17 protein-coding genes and 1 pseudogene are annotated in these 18,369 nt (G+C 39.9%); 6 read left to right on the top strand and 12 right to left on the bottom strand.

The features are described 5' to 3' along the window. The first annotated feature begins 100 nt into the window (after positions 1-100). From IPO83_12565 to rnc, 3 genes are all read left to right on the top strand, one after another. Positions 101-340, top strand: a complete 240-nt coding sequence (locus IPO83_12565) for an acyl carrier protein (GenBank protein MBK9732095.1) — start codon at positions 101-103, stop codon at positions 338-340. Positions 341-352: 12 nt separating this feature from the next. Beyond that, the gene (gene fabF / locus IPO83_12560; protein MBK9732094.1) at positions 353-1,609 is read left to right on the top strand and encodes a beta-ketoacyl-ACP synthase II; all 1,257 of its coding nucleotides are present in this window, start codon (positions 353-355) and stop codon (positions 1,607-1,609) included. Between the two features lie 81 nt (positions 1,610-1,690). Next, positions 1,691-2,404 carry a ribonuclease III gene (gene rnc / locus IPO83_12555; GenBank protein MBK9732093.1) on the top strand — a complete coding sequence of 238 codons (714 nt, stop codon included), beginning with the start codon at positions 1,691-1,693 and terminating at the stop codon, positions 2,402-2,404. 446 nt (positions 2,405-2,850) lie between these two features. On the opposite strand, the gene IPO83_12550 is transcribed toward rnc, so the two are convergent. From IPO83_12550 to IPO83_12535, 4 genes are all read right to left on the bottom strand, one after another. Continuing rightward, positions 2,851-3,303 carry an OsmC family protein gene (locus tag IPO83_12550; GenBank protein MBK9732092.1) on the bottom strand — a complete coding sequence of 151 codons (453 nt, stop codon included), beginning with the start codon at positions 3,301-3,303 and terminating at the stop codon, positions 2,851-2,853. Positions 3,304-3,394: 91 nt separating this feature from the next. After that, positions 3,395-3,709: a rhodanese-like domain-containing protein gene (locus IPO83_12545; protein MBK9732091.1), complete on the bottom strand. Its 315-nt coding sequence runs from the start codon at positions 3,707-3,709 to the stop codon at positions 3,395-3,397. 243 nt (positions 3,710-3,952) lie between these two features. After that, positions 3,953-4,159: a DUF2892 domain-containing protein gene (locus IPO83_12540; GenBank protein MBK9732090.1), complete on the bottom strand. Its 207-nt coding sequence runs from the start codon at positions 4,157-4,159 to the stop codon at positions 3,953-3,955. A gap of 76 nt (positions 4,160-4,235) precedes the next feature. Beyond that, the gene (locus IPO83_12535) at positions 4,236-4,856 is read right to left on the bottom strand and encodes a Crp/Fnr family transcriptional regulator (GenBank protein MBK9732089.1); all 621 of its coding nucleotides are present in this window, start codon (positions 4,854-4,856) and stop codon (positions 4,236-4,238) included. A gap of 239 nt (positions 4,857-5,095) precedes the next feature. Between IPO83_12535 and IPO83_12530 the strand changes: the two genes are divergently transcribed. The 3 genes from IPO83_12530 to IPO83_12520 are packed head-to-tail and all read left to right on the top strand — an operon-like array spanning position 5,096 to position 8,116. Next, complete coding sequence (locus IPO83_12530; protein ID MBK9732088.1) at positions 5,096-6,175, top strand: efflux RND transporter periplasmic adaptor subunit; 1,080 nt, start codon at positions 5,096-5,098, stop codon at positions 6,173-6,175. Continuing rightward, on the top strand, positions 6,172-7,431 hold the full coding sequence (locus IPO83_12525) for an ABC transporter permease (GenBank protein MBK9732087.1): 1,260 nt from the start codon (positions 6,172-6,174) through the stop codon (positions 7,429-7,431). Before IPO83_12530 ends, IPO83_12525 begins: the two co-directional genes overlap by 4 nt. Position 7,432: 1 nt before the next feature. Next, a complete protein-coding gene (locus IPO83_12520) occupies positions 7,433-8,116 on the top strand; it encodes an ABC transporter ATP-binding protein (protein MBK9732086.1) in 684 nt (227 codons plus the stop codon). Between the two features lie 16 nt (positions 8,117-8,132). Here the strand turns inward: IPO83_12520 and IPO83_12515 are convergent, their stop codons facing one another. From IPO83_12515 to IPO83_12480, 8 genes and pseudogenes are all read right to left on the bottom strand, one after another. Next, a complete protein-coding gene (locus IPO83_12515) occupies positions 8,133-10,649 on the bottom strand; it encodes a cation-translocating P-type ATPase (GenBank protein ID MBK9732085.1) in 2,517 nt (838 codons plus the stop codon). Positions 10,650-10,912: 263 nt separating this feature from the next. Next, positions 10,913-11,535 (bottom strand): annotated as a pseudogene (locus IPO83_12510) (ribonuclease HII). Positions 11,536-11,732: 197 nt separating this feature from the next. Beyond that, positions 11,733-12,680, bottom strand: a complete 948-nt coding sequence (locus IPO83_12505; protein ID MBK9732084.1) for a lytic transglycosylase domain-containing protein — start codon at positions 12,678-12,680, stop codon at positions 11,733-11,735. Further along, entirely contained in the window at positions 12,680-13,210 is a 531-nt protein-coding gene (locus IPO83_12500) for a DUF2480 family protein (protein MBK9732083.1), read from the bottom strand. Before IPO83_12500 ends, IPO83_12505 begins: the two co-directional genes overlap by 1 nt. Before the next feature lie 91 nt (positions 13,211-13,301). After that, the gene (locus IPO83_12495; GenBank protein ID MBK9732082.1) at positions 13,302-15,425 is read right to left on the bottom strand and encodes a SurA N-terminal domain-containing protein; all 2,124 of its coding nucleotides are present in this window, start codon (positions 15,423-15,425) and stop codon (positions 13,302-13,304) included. Between the two features lie 194 nt (positions 15,426-15,619). Beyond that, the gene (lptC, locus tag IPO83_12490; protein MBK9732081.1) at positions 15,620-16,183 is read right to left on the bottom strand and encodes an LPS export ABC transporter periplasmic protein LptC; all 564 of its coding nucleotides are present in this window, start codon (positions 16,181-16,183) and stop codon (positions 15,620-15,622) included. A gap of 56 nt (positions 16,184-16,239) precedes the next feature. Continuing rightward, a complete protein-coding gene (locus IPO83_12485) occupies positions 16,240-17,529 on the bottom strand; it encodes a hypothetical protein (GenBank protein ID MBK9732080.1) in 1,290 nt (429 codons plus the stop codon). Further along, complete coding sequence (locus IPO83_12480) at positions 17,516-18,241, bottom strand: type III pantothenate kinase (GenBank protein ID MBK9732079.1); 726 nt, start codon at positions 18,239-18,241, stop codon at positions 17,516-17,518. Before IPO83_12480 ends, IPO83_12485 begins: the two co-directional genes overlap by 14 nt. Between the last annotated feature and the right edge of the window lie 128 nt (positions 18,242-18,369).

Raw genomic sequence — 18,369 nt, 5'->3', positions numbered from 1 at the left:
TGGATATTAATGTCTGAAAATAATTGCTTAAAAGATTGCGTATAAAAACTGAAATCCCTTACTTTGCCGGAAATTAAACCACGTAAACCACTAATTATTTATGTCAGACATCGCAGCAAGAGTTAAGAAGATCATCATTGACAAATTAGGCGTTGATGAAAGTGAAGTTACGCCAGAAGCGACCTTTACCAATGATCTTGGTGCCGATTCTCTCGACACGGTTGAGTTAATCATGGAATTCGAGAAAGAATTTAATATCTCCATTCCTGACGAGCAGGCTGAAACCATCACTTCTGTTGGTCAGGCTATCGCTTACATCGAGCAGTACGCTAAGTCTTAATCCGCACATTACATGGAATTTAAAAGGGTAGTTGTCACCGGTCTCGGTGCGCTTACTCCTTTAGGGAATACTGTTCCTGAATTTTGGGACAATCTTCGCAAAGGTGTAAGTGGTGGGGGACCCCTTACCTATTTCGATACTTCAAAATTCAAAACGAAGATCGCTTGTCAGCTCAAAAACCTGGATATATACCGGTTTTTGGAGAAAAAGGAGGCGCGCAAGCTGGATCCTTATTCTCAGTATGCCTTGATAGCTGCTGAAGAAGCCGTGACTGACAGCGGCCTTGATCTTGCAATTGAAGATAAAACCCGCATTGGTGTTATCTGGGCAACTGGTGTCGGAGGTATTGATTCTTACGCCAAAGCGATGATGGAATATTGTGCCGGTGATGGAACACCTCGCTTCAGTCCATTCCTCATTCCACTTATTATTCCTGATTTAGCTGCCGGCCACTTGTCCATTAAATATGGATTTATGGGTCCCAACATGTCAATCGTAAATGCATGTGCTTCTTCTACCAATTCAATCATTGATGCCCTTACTTATCTACGCTTAGGGAAAGCTGAAGTAATGCTTACCGGCGGATCGGAATTTCCGTTGTGCATTCCTGCTGTTGGCGGATTCTCCTCCATGAAGGCATTGAGTGAACGCAATGATTCTCCTGAAACCGCTTCCCGTCCTTATGACAAGGACCGCGATGGGTTTGTAATTGGTGAAGGTGCCGGTGCACTGGTATTGGAAGAATACGAACATGCGAAAGCACGTGGAGCAAAAATTTATTGCGAAGTAATCGGCGGTGGAATGTCTGGTGATGCGTACCACATTTCCGCTCCTCATCCTGAAGGCATCGGCGTAATGCAGGTGCTCAGAGAAACATTAAAAGATGCAGGAGGTCTTCGACCTGAAGAAGTTGATTACATCAATACACACGGAACATCCACTCCACTTGGTGACCTTGCAGAATTGAAAGCAATTAAAACGGTGTTTGGTGACCATGCCTATAAAATGAGCATCAGTTCCACCAAGTCTATGACAGGACACATGCTGGGAGCTGCCGGTGCTGCAGAGGCGATTGCCTGCATTGGTGCCATGCAACAAAGTTTCATCCCGCCAACTATCAATCATTTTACTGACGATCCTGAAATTGATCCTAATCTGGATCTTACTTTCAATGTTGCAAAAAGCCGTGAAGTGAATGTTGCTATGAGCAATACATTTGGTTTCGGCGGACACAATGCTTCATTGATCATGCGGAAGCTAAAAGACTGATAAATATTTTTACCTTTTACCCCGGCTGAAAAAAGATTCAGCCGGGGTTTTTAATTTTCGGATTCAAACTAATCTGTTCATTTGATTCGTCGTCTTTTTTCCGGTAAGAAAGCATTCTATTCTCAGGTGAAATCCCTCACCGGTTTGTCACCTGTTAATCTCGAACTTTATGAAATGGCTTTTCGCCATAGTTCTTCAGCAAAAGAAATTTATGACAGCAATGAACGCCTTGAATTTTTAGGCGATGCAGTATTGGGTTCTGTGATTGCGGATTATCTCTTCAAAAAATTCCCTTATAAAGATGAAGGTTACCTGACTGACATACGATCGAAAATGGTGAGCCGAAGCCAGTTGAAAGCTGTTTCTCACAAAATGGGAATCGATACATTTCTCTCCTATAGTTCAACTGATCCTATGCTGAATAAAAAAGCGCTCACAGGCAATGCCCTTGAAGCATTGGTAGGTGCTGTGTATCTCGACAAAGGCTATATAAGTGCCCATAAATTTATTATCAAAAAAATAGTGAAACCATTTCTTGATGTAGGTGAATTGGAAATAAGTGAATTCAATTATAAAAGTAAACTGCTTGAGTGGGCACAAAAATCAGGTAGATTACTTACTTTTTCTGTAAAAAATCACTCCAGGCACCGTCACCGCGCTGTATACAAAGTTGCTGCTTTGATTGACGGCGAAGAATTAGGTGAAGGTGAAGACACCAACAAGAAAAATGCGGAAAAGCAGGCGGCTAAAATGGCTTTTGAGGTGTTGAAGATTTCGGTGGAAGAATTTATTTAGCAAGCGGTATACCGTAAAACTATACCGCACGAAAAATCTTTCACACGAAAATGATAGTTGCAAAATTGGCTTTCATAAAAGAAAAAACCCGATTACCTTAACACTGTTTCAGACACTTCAGCAGCAGTGAAATGAAAAGGCCTGAATTTATGCTGCTGGATAATATTACCTTCTCTTCCATCGTATTCCCATTGTTCAGTCCTGTAATTCCCTTGTCATTTAAAAAATCAACTATCGATCTATAATTTATTGATTTAATTTTTCGGTTAATACGTGTTGATGATAGCAATTTACCAACTGTTTGCATTTTTCATTCTTAACCTGGATTTGTTCTGTTAGCTTCTTAAACATTTAATCGAAAACTGAAGCATATCAATTAATAATTATTGCAAAAACAAATTTACATTTCTGAAGTTTCCGTGAATCCACTCTGTATGCAAACGATGTTAAACATAGGTCTCGAACTGCTGTACAATCACATGTGTAGTCAACGTCACTTTCGACTTAATGGAATTCGAAATGAGACAGGCAGTTTCTGATTTCTGAAGTACACGTTCCGCTTTTTCTTTGTCTGTTTCATTCCTGATTATCAGCACAGGCTCCAGCATGATTTCAGTCATTAAATACTTACCATCCACCTTTTCCAGTTTTCCTTTTGCGCTACAGTTGAAACTTACATAGTCCAATTTAAAGTTTTCAGCTATTGCTAAAAAGGTGGTCAGGAAACAGCCATTAACCGCTGCCGTCAGCAAGTGTTCGGGTGACCAGATTCCCGTCATTCCCTTAGGAAATTCAGGCGGCGTGGCTACCTCAATATCTGACCGCAATTCCGGAGAAGAAAGTTCGCCTTTCCTGTTTTCTATCCATTCGACATCTACGTTATAATAATGCACTTCCATTTTGTTTTTATTTTACTTCGTGACTTAATCTACTTTCAATTTTATCGCTGTTGCTTGCAGTTTATGAAACGTCTATTATTGGTATCAAACTTCATAGTTTAGATTGCAAACTTGCCCAACCACCACCATTGTAGACCTGTGAATATCCTTTTGTTTTTAGAATTCCGTTTGCAGATCTGCTTCTCATTCCGGATGCACAGCAAGTGATGATCGGTCGATCCTTTTCTTTCAGCTTGCTTAAATTGCTGCCCAGCTGATCTACCGGAATATTTATGGATCCTTTGATGTGTCCTCCGGAATATTCGTTCTTACTTCTAACATCCACTATAATGGCTCCTTGTTTTACCAATGCGGCATAGTCTGTACCTGGGCCGAAACCAAATAATTTTTTTAGTGTACTTATCATTTTGTCAGTTTAGTTTTACTGTTCTTCTTTCATTGAATTTTGCCTGAGATAAAAAACTAACTATAGCAGCTAATTTCCTCATTATTACTTTTTATTTCCATGACTTTTATCAGTATTCTGCATGTCTATTAGTGAATGAAACAATTTAACACGAGCACTCCAATCAAGCACAGGAATGTTCTCGTTCATTGAGCCAGTATATTGCTATTAACCGGGGCGTTGCAGTAACCCATTGAATCCGTCTTACTTAGCCGTTTTACGGGTAGAAAGTCCTAAAAAATAATACAAAGGGCAGAAATTTATTATTGAAGTCAGGAGTAAAACTCCTCCGATGATTAATAGAATAATAGCTGTAGTTCCGCTAATAACGTTTGCAAAAAACAATGCAGCTACTGCGATTGCGACAAATATCCTTAAGATCCTGTCGGCACTTGATACATTAGATTTCATTTGTTTTGAATTTTGGGTGAAAATTTTATGATACCACAAAAGTCAAACAACAATTAATTCCGTTCAGCAACTTATGTTACACAAGCGAAATTTTATTTCTTCCCAGTTTTACCACGCCTTCATCTTCCAGTTGCTTCAGCAATCGTGAAATCACTACTCTCACTGTGCCCAGCTCGCCGGCCAGTTGTTCATGAGTCAGATAGAGTGTCTTGCTTTGGGTGAGTTCACATTTCGTCTTAATAAAGTTGAGCAGTCGTTCGTCCATTTTTTTGAATGCCACCGCATTTACCACTTCCAGCAATTCCTCAAAACGCTTGTGGTACAACCTGAAAATATAATCCAGCCATTCAGGATATTCCTTTAGCATCAACCTCACCTTGTCAACGGGCAACAGCAATATTTCTGTCTCTTCTTCCACAATGGCCTTCACCTTGCTCGTATCATGATGAAGTCCTCCCAAAAATGACATGATGCAACTTTCTCCTGATCGGATATAATAAAGTAAAATTTCCTTTCCGTCTTCATCCACACGCATTACCCTCACACTTCCGCTTGTTACTATAGGGATTGATTTGATATATGCGTTTTCATTCAGGATGACATCTCCTTCTGAAAAAGTTCTGGCAATACTGTACTCAGTTAGTTTTTTATTGATTTCGGGTAATGATTTAAATTCAGGCAGATTAGCTAATTCCATTTGTCAGATAATTATTGAATTCGTTGGAATAAAAAAAACAGTTGCCATCGTATCTGGACTATTCAGTTGTCAGGGCGATTGCAAGTAAGTCATTAACCTGCATTTCTATGTAATTTCTCAAAAACTCATAAGAATATATTCCGTTTGTAGAGCAAAAGGGTTCCTGAATTGCAACATCGCCGAGACTTTTCTTACAAATCAATCCTTCCCTCATGCGCATATCACTATCTTTGCATTCCATGAACAAGGCAATATTAGTTATCATCATGGCGGGTATTCTTTCTTGTAAAAGCAAAGTAGAAAAAATAAAGCCCACTATTGAATCCATTACGGAATCCATTTACGCCTCAGGAACAATTAAAAGCAAAAATCAATATCAGGTATTTCCTACCGTGAGTGGCATTGTTGAGGAGGTATATGTGAAAGAAGGAGACACCGTAAAGAAAGGTACACCACTGCTGATCATCTCCGGCGAAACACAACGATTGAATAAAGAAAATGCTGAACTCGCCGCGCAATTTTCTGACTATAGCGCTAACCAGGGAAAATTGAATGAAGCCGGTCAATTAGTAGATTTCTCAAAGAGTAAAATGAAGAATGATTCCGCCTTATTCTTCCGGCAGCTTGCCTTGTGGCAACAAAACATAGGAACTAAAGTGGAATTGGAACAACGTGAGCTTAATTATGAGAATTCAAAGACTGCCCATTTTTCTGCGATAGAAAAATACAATGAACTGAAGCGGCAATTAGATTTTGCTTCCGCCCAATCGAAGAAGAATCTATTGATCTCCAGCAAACTTCAGAATGATTTTACAATAAAAAGTGAAATTGATGGTGTTGTATATGATCTGAAAATATCAAAAGGAGAAATTGCAACTATGCAAACTCCGCTTGCAGTGATTGGTGACGCAAAGCAATTCATACTGGAAATGCAGGTTGATGAGAATGATATATTGAAAATCAGAGATGGCTTACCGGTGATAGTAACGCTGGACAGTTACAATGAAAAAGTATTTGAAGCTGTTATCACCAGGATCATTCCGTTAATGAATGAACGGAGTAAAACTTTTATGGTAGAAGCTGAATTCACCAAACCACCTGAAACACTGTACCCCAACATTACATTCGAAGCTAATATTGTGGTGCAGACAAAAGATAAAGCAATGCTTATTCCACGAAACTACCTCTTGAATGATTCCATAGCAATAAAAAGCAATGGCGAACATACAGTCGTAAAAACGGGAATTAAAGATTATCAGAAAATTGAAATCCTTTCAGGTATAAGTGCTGAAGATGAACTGATAAAACCTGCTGAATGAACCTGAATCTCCTAACAAGAATCTCCGTTTCGCTCCTGATGGCACGGTGGAAACAAACACTAGTGGCCGCAATCGGAGTCACCTTCAGCATCACCATGTTTATCAGCCTGCTCAGTTTCATGTCGGGACTAAACCATATGCTTGATGGTCTTATCGTAAACCGAACACCACATATAAGACTCTACAACGAAATTCAGCCGTCAAAATATCAACCAATTGATCAGTCAGCGCAATACAAGCACTATCATAATTTCGTAAGTTCCATAAAACCGAAAGTTGAACGGCTTGAGATCTATAACAATGCAGCCATCATAAACGCGCTGATCAAAGATGAAAGAGTTTTGGGTGTTGCACCAAAAATTACAGCTCAGGTTATTTACAATGTTGGTGCAATTGATCTTACAGGTGTCATCAACGGGATAGATGTAGAAGCTGAAACCAAGTTGTTTTTATTTCATGATTATGTGACAACAGGCAATTTTATCGATCTTAAAAATGTACCGAACAGTATTATTCTTGGTAAAGGTGCGGCAGAGAAAATGCTTGCTGGCATTGGCGATGTGATCCAGGTAACGACCACCAGGGGTGAACGCATACAATTAAAAGTGGTCGGATATTTTCAATCAGGTATCAGGGATGTTGACAATGTGCAGAGCTATGCATCTATCAATACTGTTCAAAAACTCATGGGCGAATCAAACAATTATATTACAGACATCCAGGTTAAAGTAAAAGAAATTCAGAAGGCGCCTGAAATGGCAAAAGAGTACCAGAAGTTATACGATGTTGATGCACTGGATATTCAAACTGCAAATGCACAATTTGAAACAGGAAGTTTCATCCGCACATTAATTTCTTATTCAGTAGGTATTACATTATTGATTGTTGCGGGTTTTGGAATTTACAATATTCTTAACATGATGATCTATGAGAAAATGGATTCCATTGCCATTCTGAAGGCTACCGGATTTTCGGGATGGGATGTGAACGTTATTTTTATCACAATAGCATTGAGCATTGGTATTTTTGGCGGCGCACTCGGATTGTTATTTGGGTTCGGTTTCTCAGTTTTAATTGATCAGATTCCGTTTAATACCGCGGCATTGCCAACAACAAAAACATTCCCTGTTGATTATAATCCTCAGTTCTACATTATTGGAAGTATATTTTCCATTGTCACCACTTATCTGGCTGGTTATTTTCCTTCACGCAAAGCAAGCAAAGTGGATCCGGTAATTATTATACGGGGAAAATAATATGGTGCAAAAAATACTGGAGGCCAAAAACATCTCAAAATATTTTTATGACCCTGTAAAAATGCAGGTGTTAAATGAGATTAGCTTTTCAATAACTGCCGGAGAATTCGTATCCATTACTGGTAAGTCAGGATGCGGGAAATCAACTTTGCTCTATATCATATCCACCATGGATACTGATTATGAAGGAGCACTCTTTATCGAAGGTGACAGCATGATAAATAAAAAGGAAGTAGAATTAGCGAGGGTTAGAAATGAAAAAATTGGATTTGTATTTCAATTTCATTATTTACTGAACGAATTTTCTGTATTAAAGAACGTCATGTTGCCCGGCTTGAAATTGGGAAAATATCCGGAAAAGGAAGTGGAGCAGCATGCTTATGAAAAATTGCAGCTACTCGGCATTCAGAAGGAAGCACTTAAAAAGCCGAATCAGTTGTCAGGAGGTCAGAAACAGCGGGTTGCAATTGCAAGAGCGCTGATCAATAATCCAATCATTATAATGGGAGATGAGCCGACGGGTAACCTCGACAAAATGAACAGCGAAATTGTTTTCAATATTTTTAAAGAGCTGGCGGAAAATTATAATCAGTCGATGCTGATTGTAACCCATGATATTGAATTTGCCCGCCGCACAGATCGTACTATTGAAATGGAAGATGGGAGAATCATTAAGTTTTCGTGAGTAGATTCATGGAGTGTTAAGCATTTATCACATTCCTGTCCATCATTCTTTTTTTCCATTTCACCAACTCATACCAGGCTACAGATAAGAAACCTGTACCAATACTCAGGAATAGCAGATTAAGATTCAAAAATTCAAATCCGAAGAAATCTGCAAGCGGTTTTATATAAAGCAACAATCCTGCAATAATAATGGTGATGCTGATGATCAGTAAAACCAGATTATTATGGTACCTAAACGTGGTGAACATCGAATAATAAAAAGAGCGGTTGATAAGAGTTAGGAAAACATTAGCTGCGATCAGCACCGTAAAGACCATCGTTCTGGTAAGAGATTCATTGTAGCCACTATAAGCAGCGTACTGATATACTAATAAGGTGCCCACGGTAATCATCAGTCCTTGAATAATACTGGTCGTCAATTCACTCCAATTAAAAAATGTCGTAGTAAAGGAGCGGGGTTTTTGATGCATTGTATTTTTCTCTATTGGTTCATTTTCATAAATAATAGAACAGGTCGGTCCCATAATCAATTCCATGAAGATGATATGGATGGGAGAAAAGATGTTGGGGTATATCCAGCCCAAAGCCAAAGGAATAAAAACCGTAAGAACAATTGGAATGTGAATGGAGATGATGTATTGAATAGCTTTTTTAAGATTGGTATAGATCCTTCTTCCCATTGCTACAGCATCCACCATCCTGGATAAATCATCTTCCACCAGGATTAAGGATGCGGCCTCTTTTGCTATCTCTGTACCTTTTTTCCCCATGGCAATACCAATGTGCGCGGCTTTAAGTGCAGGCCCGTCGTTAACGCCATCACCAGTCATAGCTACGATTTCATGCCTTGCTTTTAACGCATTGATCACTTTTAATTTAGCATCAGGAAACATGCGTGTAAACAAATTGATATCACCAACCACCTCCTCGAGTTCACCTTCTGTCATCTTTATCAACGCATCACCACTCAGATTTTTTTCAAATCCTTTCAACCCTATTTGTTTTGCTATGGCTGCAGTAGTAACATCATTGTCCCCTGTAATAATCTTCACGCTGATACCGGCGGCATAAAAATCGCGTAGTACCTTTTCAATTTGTGGTTTGGGTGGATCATAAAATGCTACAATGCCTTTGAATTGAAAGTGGAATTCCTGTTGTGTTAGCGGAAATTGATCTCCTTTAAATTTTGCTACCCCAACACCCAACACACGAAATCCATCTGTAGCAAGTGTTTTAAGTGCAGTTTCAATTTGTAGCTTTTCATCCGCTGTTAACGCTGAAACTTTCATCATGGCTTCAGGCGCTCCCTTTGCAGCTATGATCCTGTTACCTGAAAGATCTTCAAAAATATGCGTCATCATCGGCGGCTTTCCTGATAACGGGTATTCATGCCGCATGGAATAACTGCTTCGTTCATCTTGCAAAAATGCTTTTGAATATGCTTCATGAAGTGCAATCTCCATCGGATCAAAAGGAATCGGCTCACTTGCCCACATAGCGAGTCTGACAAGTTCCTTTGCTTCGCGATCCAGGATAGTTTCCGGGTAGGATATCTTTTGTGTTGTCAGCACAAAAATTCTGGCGAGGCTCATCCGGTTTTCCGTGATGGTTCCTGTTTTATCAGTACAGATTACGGTTGCACTTCCGAGTGTTTCCACCGTTTTCATTTGCTTCACCACGATACCTATTTTCATCAGGCGCCATGCACCCAATGCCATAAAGGTGGTGAAGGCAACAGGTATTTCTTCCGGTAAAATACTCATGGCCAAAGTAAGCGCCCTAAGCAGGCTGTCGAGAGCGTCGGCCGTTCTGTAGAAATTAATTGCCCAAACAATTGCGAACACAATTGCTCCGGCAATTACCATCTTTTTTACAAAATCGCCGATCTGAAATTCCAGCGGTGTTTTTTCTTCTTTAATGGACTCAAGGCTTTTACCAATTTTTCCAAGCCTGGTTTCATTGCCGATGGCGGTAACCGTCGCGATAGCTAATCCACTTGATACGGTTGTGCCTCTATAAATAACATGATCGGCCTTAAGCGGGTCCTTGTATACAGACATGGACTCGCCGGTTAAGATCGACTCATTTACTGAAAAATCATTGGAATGAACAATAACACAGTCGGCAGGAATAGTAGTGCCTTCTTCTACCATCACACTATCACCCATTACCAATTCTTCAGTTTTTATTTCTTCCACTTTGCTGCTCCTGATCACTTTACAATTAGGCTCTGTGAAGTTTTTTAGTTTATCCAGGGCGTTCCGGCTTCTCGAATCCTGGAACAAAGAAATAGTGGCCACCAGTACAATGGCGGCTGCCAGAAAAATCCCATCTCCGGTATTTCCACTGATGAAATAGACAACAGATGCGAGCAGCAAAAGAATAACCATTGGTTCTTTTGCGATACTCCTAATCGCATGATAGATTCCACTTTCCTTTTTGTAGTGTAATCTGTTATTCCCGTAATTCTTTCTTGCCAGAAGCACTTGCTCATTGCTTAATCCTGATATGTTAAAATTAATGGAAGGCATATTCAATATTGAAACCTATTAATAATGATCAGAATTAATGCATCAGGCAGGTTATTTTTCACAGTTGTCATTGTTACAATAGTTGGTTATAAGCTGGCATTCTCAAATATACTTCACCAGTTCATTTTATAAACAAGACATTCCTCATGCTAATTGTGCTATCCCTACTGCCATCTCAATCTGCGCAAGGAAAATATTTTGGTGAACCATTTGAAAAAAATGTTTGAAGAATTGAAGCTGTAATGCATGCCAGAAAATCATTTCTAATTATCAATGCCTTTTACAGAAAATAAATCTTGCGAGACATCCTCTTTCTGCATCCTGAAAGTTTTCCGGTGATGAATGGTTATTCCGTGTTCAGCAATGGCTTCACGGTGAAAAATCGTCGGGTATCCTTTATTTTGGTTCCATTTATAATGTGGAAATTTATCGTGCAAGCGAAGCATATAATCATCACGATAGGTCTTCGCCAGTACAGATGCAGCGGCAATAGAAGCATAGATTTCATCTCCTTTCACGACACAGTGATGTGGAATGCGTCTGTATTTTTTAAAGCGGTTGCCATCTACCAATATCATTGAAGGAAATGTTGTGAGCTGGTCCAATGCTTTATGCATGGAAAGGATAGAAGCTTTCAGAATATTAATTCTATCGATTATTAATGGAGAGGAATGTCCTACAGCAAATGACAGTGCCTCACGTTCTATGATGGGACGCAAAGCATATCTGCGGTCTTCCGGTAGCTGTTTTGAATCATTCAGCCACGGGTGAAAAAAATCTTTCGGCAAAATAACAGCAGCGGCAAAACTGGCCCTGCCAGGCATCCGCGACCTGCTTCATCGCAACCTGCTTCAATTTCTTCTTCGAAACAATAACTCCTTAGCATAATTGGAAGGCCATCATCGGTAAAGGAAAATTATAGCAATGATGGTTACAAAAAAAACATATCACCGATAAGCTTTCCACAGGGCACGACCGGCCTGGCAAAAGAATTAAATTACTACAACACAAAGTACGTGCTGCCTTATATTAATTAATGATTTACAAATTGGAGGTTCTGAGTGCCAGCTAAAGTGAAATCGCTCAATCCGATTCAGGAATTTTCACATCATACCGTTTCCCGTCCTTATTGGTTAATGAATAGCCAATCATCCACGGGTTCATTAGGCGCAACATTTTATAATTCGTTCCTTGCTCTTTGGCAAATGAGGTTAAATTCTGAATGCTGCTATCCACAGCGATTGTACGGTAAGAAAAGGATGCATACAAATCATCTGACTCAAGGAAAAATCCATACTTCTGCGGATTACTTAATACTTCTTTCATGGCAAGAATCCGGTAGATATAGCGACCTGTTTCACGGTTAAGATATAAATCGTAGTAATTATTGGTATCCTGCTTTTGGGAAATATTACGCAATCCATCTATGCCCATGTTGAAAGAAGCCGCCGCCATCGTCCAACTGCCAAATTTCGCCTTTGCTTCCAACAAATACATGCAAGCTGCCTGCGTAGACTTTTCATAGCTCATCCTTTCATCCACTTCATCATTAATGGTTAAGTTATACTTAAGTCCGGTAGGTTTCATAAACTGCCATAAGCCTACTGCTCCACTCGGTGACGTTGCATTGTATTGCAATCCGCTTTCGGCAACGCACAGGTACACAAAATCATGGGGAATTCCATTTTTTTCCAGTATAGGTTCAATGATTTTTATTACCTGGTTAAATTGCTTCATGATATATAATGTTTGCGAGTGCCAATACATATTCACCAGCAATTCCCTGTCAATCTTTTCACGAACGTCCTCGTCAGCTAAAGGCACCGGTTCCCCGGCGAATTCCATTTGCTCAGGAATCTTTAATGCATAAATTTTATTGTCCAGGGGTGATCGAACCTCATCGTAACGATACTTAACTGCATTCGGTGCATTTTCAATTCTCTGAGAGCCTAATGTAAAAAAAATACCTAGTCCAATCGTTATAAAAGTCAGCACCTGAGATACCCGCTTTAATATACGTTCGAGCTTCATTATGAATGGATTGGAGCGGATTTTTGCTTGTAAAGGGGAACGTTGGAACATGCTTCGCCGTACATCAAACTTCTTGCCACAGGCCTGAGTTTCCGGGTGATTGCCAAATAGGCTGAAGAAGGGACTGGCTTGTCACTACAACCTTTGATAATAACCCGTTGATTTATAAATGGTTCTACGTCAAGAAGTGTGATGGTTTCATCGAAAATCTTGCTATCCAATTCTTCTAATGAACAGAAATAGAACTTATTTGCAACAGGCTCGAGATAAACTCCCGCCAACATATAAGCCCAAACCGGAACAATGGCATCGGCAGAGCAGAAAACTGCAACATTCTTTCCTTTGAAAGATTCCCAATCCAGGACTTTCAACGCTTCACGATAGTCCTTTTCTTTAAGGATAAGCCCCATAAAGAGAAAGTCCTTAAGATCAAAAGCTGCTTTGGATTCAATAGGATAAAACTCTTCGAGATCTAAAGTGATCAGACCGCTATCCGCTACCCGGTTTGCCAGTTTTTCTGTTGATTCCATATTTATGCAAATTTAAGTCGGGTAACAACAAAAAGGTATTGGATAGTTCAGCAAAGCACGTGCTGCGAAAAGAAATGCATGGAAATGCAATCTAAAAGAACTTATACCTTTCATCGTCAATCTTCACTGATTTCTTCAGTGCTTCCGACAAACCATATTGAATCCTGGGTTGAATTGAGCTCAGTAATTGTTGTTGAAATGAATTGTAATCAGCAACAGGAGCTGCTTTGGTTAATGATTCCAGCTTAAGAACAAAAACTCCCTGCTCGCCCTGAACAGGCTTTGAAACGGCGTTTTCCTTTAGGGTAAATATAGTCCCGATCACCTTGGGTTCGTACCCGATATTTTCAGCATACGCGTTAGAAAACAATACATTACCTGAATTCTTTGTCACTTGATTTTCCTTGGCTGCCATTGATTCAAGGGTGGTGTTCAAGGCGCTTGCTGCAGATAATCTTGTGATAATTTCTGATGCTTTTTTCTCCTTACGAACTGCCATTTCCAGTTGCGGTCTGGCTTCTTCTAAAGTCATCGTTCCTTCCTGTTTGATACCTGTCAGAACAGCTACCACATAACTATTATCCAGTGTAAAAACCGGTGACACGTCAGCTAAATTTGCCTGGTAAGCCCATTTCACCACCTCTCTCGCAGCATTCAGTCCGGGCAATTGAAATGCATTTTTTTGAACAGTTGGCGCAACCTGTTTATTCAAACCCTGTGCTTCAGCAGACTTATCAAACAATTCCTTTGTTTGATTGGCACTTGCAAACAAAGTTGCCTGGTCAAAAATAGCTTTATCGGTTTCTGAACTGGCTTCGAGCGGCCGTGTAATAAAATCAACCTGAACAGCCGGAGCCACACCTCTGAGTTCTTCAATTTGCACCATGTGGTAACCGAATTCAGTTCTCAGCACACTTGTTTCACCTTGTTTACCTTTGAAAAACAGGAAATTGTCAAACGCTTTTACGGTCTTACCCTGAGCAATCAGTCCTAATTCTCCGCCTTTAGGTGCAGATCCCTGATCTTCCGAAAATTTTGCAGCCAAAGTATCGAACGAGGCACCACCAAGAAATGCAGCATAGATGCTGTCAATCTTCTTTTTGGCAGCAACGGTATCAGCACCCTGTTCAGCTCTTACTAAAATATGCCTGGCCTTTACAGAATCAGGCACTTCTCTCCTATCCATCAATTTGGCAATGCGGTAGGCACCGTTTTCAAAATAAGGCCCGATCAATGAACCAACAGGAACCTTAAAAAGGGTATCCATTGCATAAACAGAAGTGACTTTCGCTTGTGGATAGTAAAATTTATCCAATCCATTATCTGAGTTAACCTTTAACAAATTGGTATCTGCAGGTGCTGCTGCCAGACTAGCATAGATTTCATTTACATCTTTTATTACGCGAGCAGTATCGTCCTTTGAAGGAACAACGGGATAAATTACATAATCGAGCTGACGGCTTTCTTCCTGTTTGAATTTTTCCTTATTTTTTGTGAGATAAGCCTGCAATTCATCGTCGGTTACCTTAATAGTAGTATCAACAATGCTGGCATAAGGAATCATTACAAATTGAACTGCTGCGCGTGTATTTTTTTCAACATAATCTGCTTCTGCCTGCCATTTGGGAATGTACATTGCTTTAGCGACAAGATTCTGATACTTTGTTTGAATCCGATTTTCTTTTTGGGCTTTTTCAAAAGCAACCCACCTCATCCTGCGTTCACCCTGCTCTTCTCCTTCTGCGGTTTGATCAAGGTTTTGAACATAATTTTTAACTGCGGCAGGATCAAAAATTCCTGTCTGAGGGTTAGTAAATGCCTGTTTTATTTCAGGAACCGGTTCACTGCCGAAGAACATGTCTTTTAATTCATCAGGTGATACTGTTAATCCGAGTTTCCGGTATTCTGCACCATTCACCTGTTCATTGATGAGCTGATTCCAGGTTTGATCACGGAGAGAGAACATCGTGTTATCATCAATATTCGGCTGGTTGGTTTGCAGCTTATAATTCTTAACCCCTTCTTCCAGTCTATTGGCGAAATCCTGATAATGAATCTTCTGTCCATCAATTATGCCCACTACATCACGACTTCCCTTGAGCAACGACGAATTTGAATTGAGCGCTGTTTCCAACACAAAAACTGCAAGCGCTAACCCTATCACAATCGCGATGATTGGTCCCAGCCTGTTCCTGATACTTCCAATAAGTGCCATTCCTGAAAATCGTTTTTTTAAAGGACTGCAAAATAACATGTTTAACAACGAATATCCAAATGAAACGTAAAGCATTTCACGATAGAAAACATCGATACATTTGGCTGCTTACTCCCGGTGCATTGCTTAAAAAATTTCATTGGCCGATGCAGAATATGAATATTTTGATTCGCGAAGGGTATTCAACCTTGTTATTACTGAGGAATAGAGCTTTCTTTTAACCTGATGGTTCCTCTTATTTTTTTTATTTTATAATTGCTTAAATCCTGGTTTGATTCAAAGCCATCACCAAATATTATTTCATCTTTGGTTGTGATCGTGACTGCCTTATCCGATGAAATTTTCTGCGTCTTTTGATTCCAGACCAACTCTTCCGTATTTAGTTTATCACCTTTTACACTTACCGCTTCTACATCATTGCGCACCTTCATTTCATCTGATTTTTCATACGAGATTCCATAACCTGCAGTAAGTTGACTTTCCGTCTGCATATTTTCATTAAAAAAGAGAATCTTCAAACCATCCGGTAATTCTGTGTATGGTTCTTTTGTTCGAAAACGCAACATGGTCGGCGCCGTTAATTTTGACTTTATTCGACCCAAATCGCTGTAGAGCACTTCTATATCCTTTCCTGTTTCTGATGAAGCTTCATACCTGTTGGTTAAAGCATTCACTTTTCCCATGTCATTCTCGCAAGAGCACAGTATGCAGGCTATTAAGACATAGCCGATCAGTTTATTCAATGAACATCTGAGCATATCTAATTGACATTAACGCACTGAAAATTTATTGGAAAAAATCATATTCAATCACGTCAGTCAAACTTCCGCTTCTGGAACCACTTATCATTAAGTGTAAAGCCCGCAGTAAATCTGAAAAAAGAGGCCGCCAGCGGATTATCTTCCACAAATCCAATGTGTATCCATTCTGCGGAAAAAGAGACCTGTGAAAACGACCGTCGCAAGGGCAAGCCGGCACCCATGGAAACTGTAAATTGCCGCAGCTTGTTCTGGTTAAGCTCCACGTAGTTCTGACCATACGAAATTCCAGCCCGATAAGAAATAACCTTCCAGTATTGCTGATAGGATTTATAATCTGGAATAACCTCGCCCCCAAAACTCAATTTCCATGTATCAGAAGTCTGGTCTCCCTCTCCAAAAGATTTATAATTACTCCATAAGGTATACTTAAAATTGGCACCAATTGAATAGTGATACTGTTTCGAGAAAATTGCTCCGGTTGAAAATGCTCCAGGAAGTGTTACTTCTCCTTTTTCATTCAATGAGCTGTAAATGGTATCAAATGGATTAACAGTATTAATTGGATTACCTGCATCATCTATATATGTGAAACGATCATATATTAAATCACGCCGTGCATGAATATTTGTTTGAAAATTTCCTGTGAAGCCTAAATCAAGAAAATAGAGGTTCTCCTTTCCAAATAAAATCCGGTATTGAGCTCCTGCATCAAAAAGCAAATCACCCAGTCTTCTAAATTCCTGACGACGCGTATTGAAAGCATTCAGCGATTCAGGGAAAGCCAGAATATCCGTATAATCAATTGTTCCAAAAAGGTAAGATGCATTAATGCCAACCGATAATTTTTTGTATCGATATCCACCTCCTACATAAAACCTGTAGAGTCCTCCGTCTCCTTGAAAGAGATTATATGAATTTCCAAACTCCGCACTACTATCATTTTCCTGTGTAATAGAATAGCTGACCCTGCTGTATGGACTGATTCCAATACTGACACCTGCCTTATTTTTAATCAAAGGAAAACCAAGTGCGAGATTGGCTACGCTGCCATCTCCGAATGATACTGAAGTATCGGCAGTATATAATTTCAATAAGCTTACAAATGCTGCTGCATCAAGTGTTGCAAGCTTAATGTCGCTATAAGAAGCCGGGTTGGCAAAGTTGATGGTAAATGGGTTGTGAAAAGCTGCTGATAATCCTCCCCATCCGCGCAGGTTGGTGAATTCCGGGTCGTAAAGATTTCCAAGACCATATCTGGAATAAGGCAGGTTCTGACCCATCAAAAAATCCTGGCATACAATGACCAACAACAGTGAAAGAACCAGCTTCTTAATTAGGCTCATTCAGGGCAAGAATTTTATTAAGTCCATATAGTACCAGATTAGGGACGGCAAATATCTTACTTTTAGACATCGTTTCAAAAATTGGTGCATCCCCTCCGGTTAGCAACACCTTGAGACCTCTGTAAGTCTTCTTGTAAGTGGCTATAAATCCCATCATTTCAAAATAAGAACCTTGTACCACTCCGGTTAAAATGGAGGACGAGGTACTTCTCCCAAACAATTCATTTGAAAATTGCTTTCGCACCAACGGCAACCTGTCTGTAAAAGTATTTAATGCCTTCAACCTCATTTCCAATCCTGGTGTGATATTGCCTCCGAAGTAGGTAGCCTGAGAAGTTATTACATCGTAGGTGATACAGGTGCCGGCGTTAATCACCAGCACATTTTTACCAGACAACATAGAGTTCGCACCGGCCATGCCGGCCAATCTGTCCATGCCGAGCGTTCCGGGTGTTTCATATTGATTTTTTATCGGTAGTGATGTGGATGGGCTCAACTTTACATAGTGATAAGATTTTCTGAGAAATGATTCAACAGGTCCTGAGTCGTTAACAACGGATGAGACAATTGCACCCGAGACAGGGAATTTCTTGAGAACTGCCTGTAGTTTCTTAATTGTAAAATTCGCATGTGATTCAATGTGAACCATATCGCCCATTTCAAATACCGCCACTTTGACGAGTGTATTGCCAAAATCAATTGTAAGATTCATCGGAAGAACAATTATCTCATTTTATGTATGAATCAACCCGGATTCTGCTTTGAAAAAATCCCGATTTGCTTCAACCGAGAGTCGCCATCGGCTTTCGTAAGATGTAAATAAGTGAAATGTTTCGCATA

It is taken from the genome of Chitinophagaceae bacterium, assembly GCA_016717285.1.
Classification (GTDB): Bacteria; Bacteroidota; Bacteroidia; order Chitinophagales; family UBA10324; genus JACCZZ01.
Note: the sequence above shows the minus strand (reverse complement) of the source record. Positions and strands in the feature narration are given on the sequence as shown.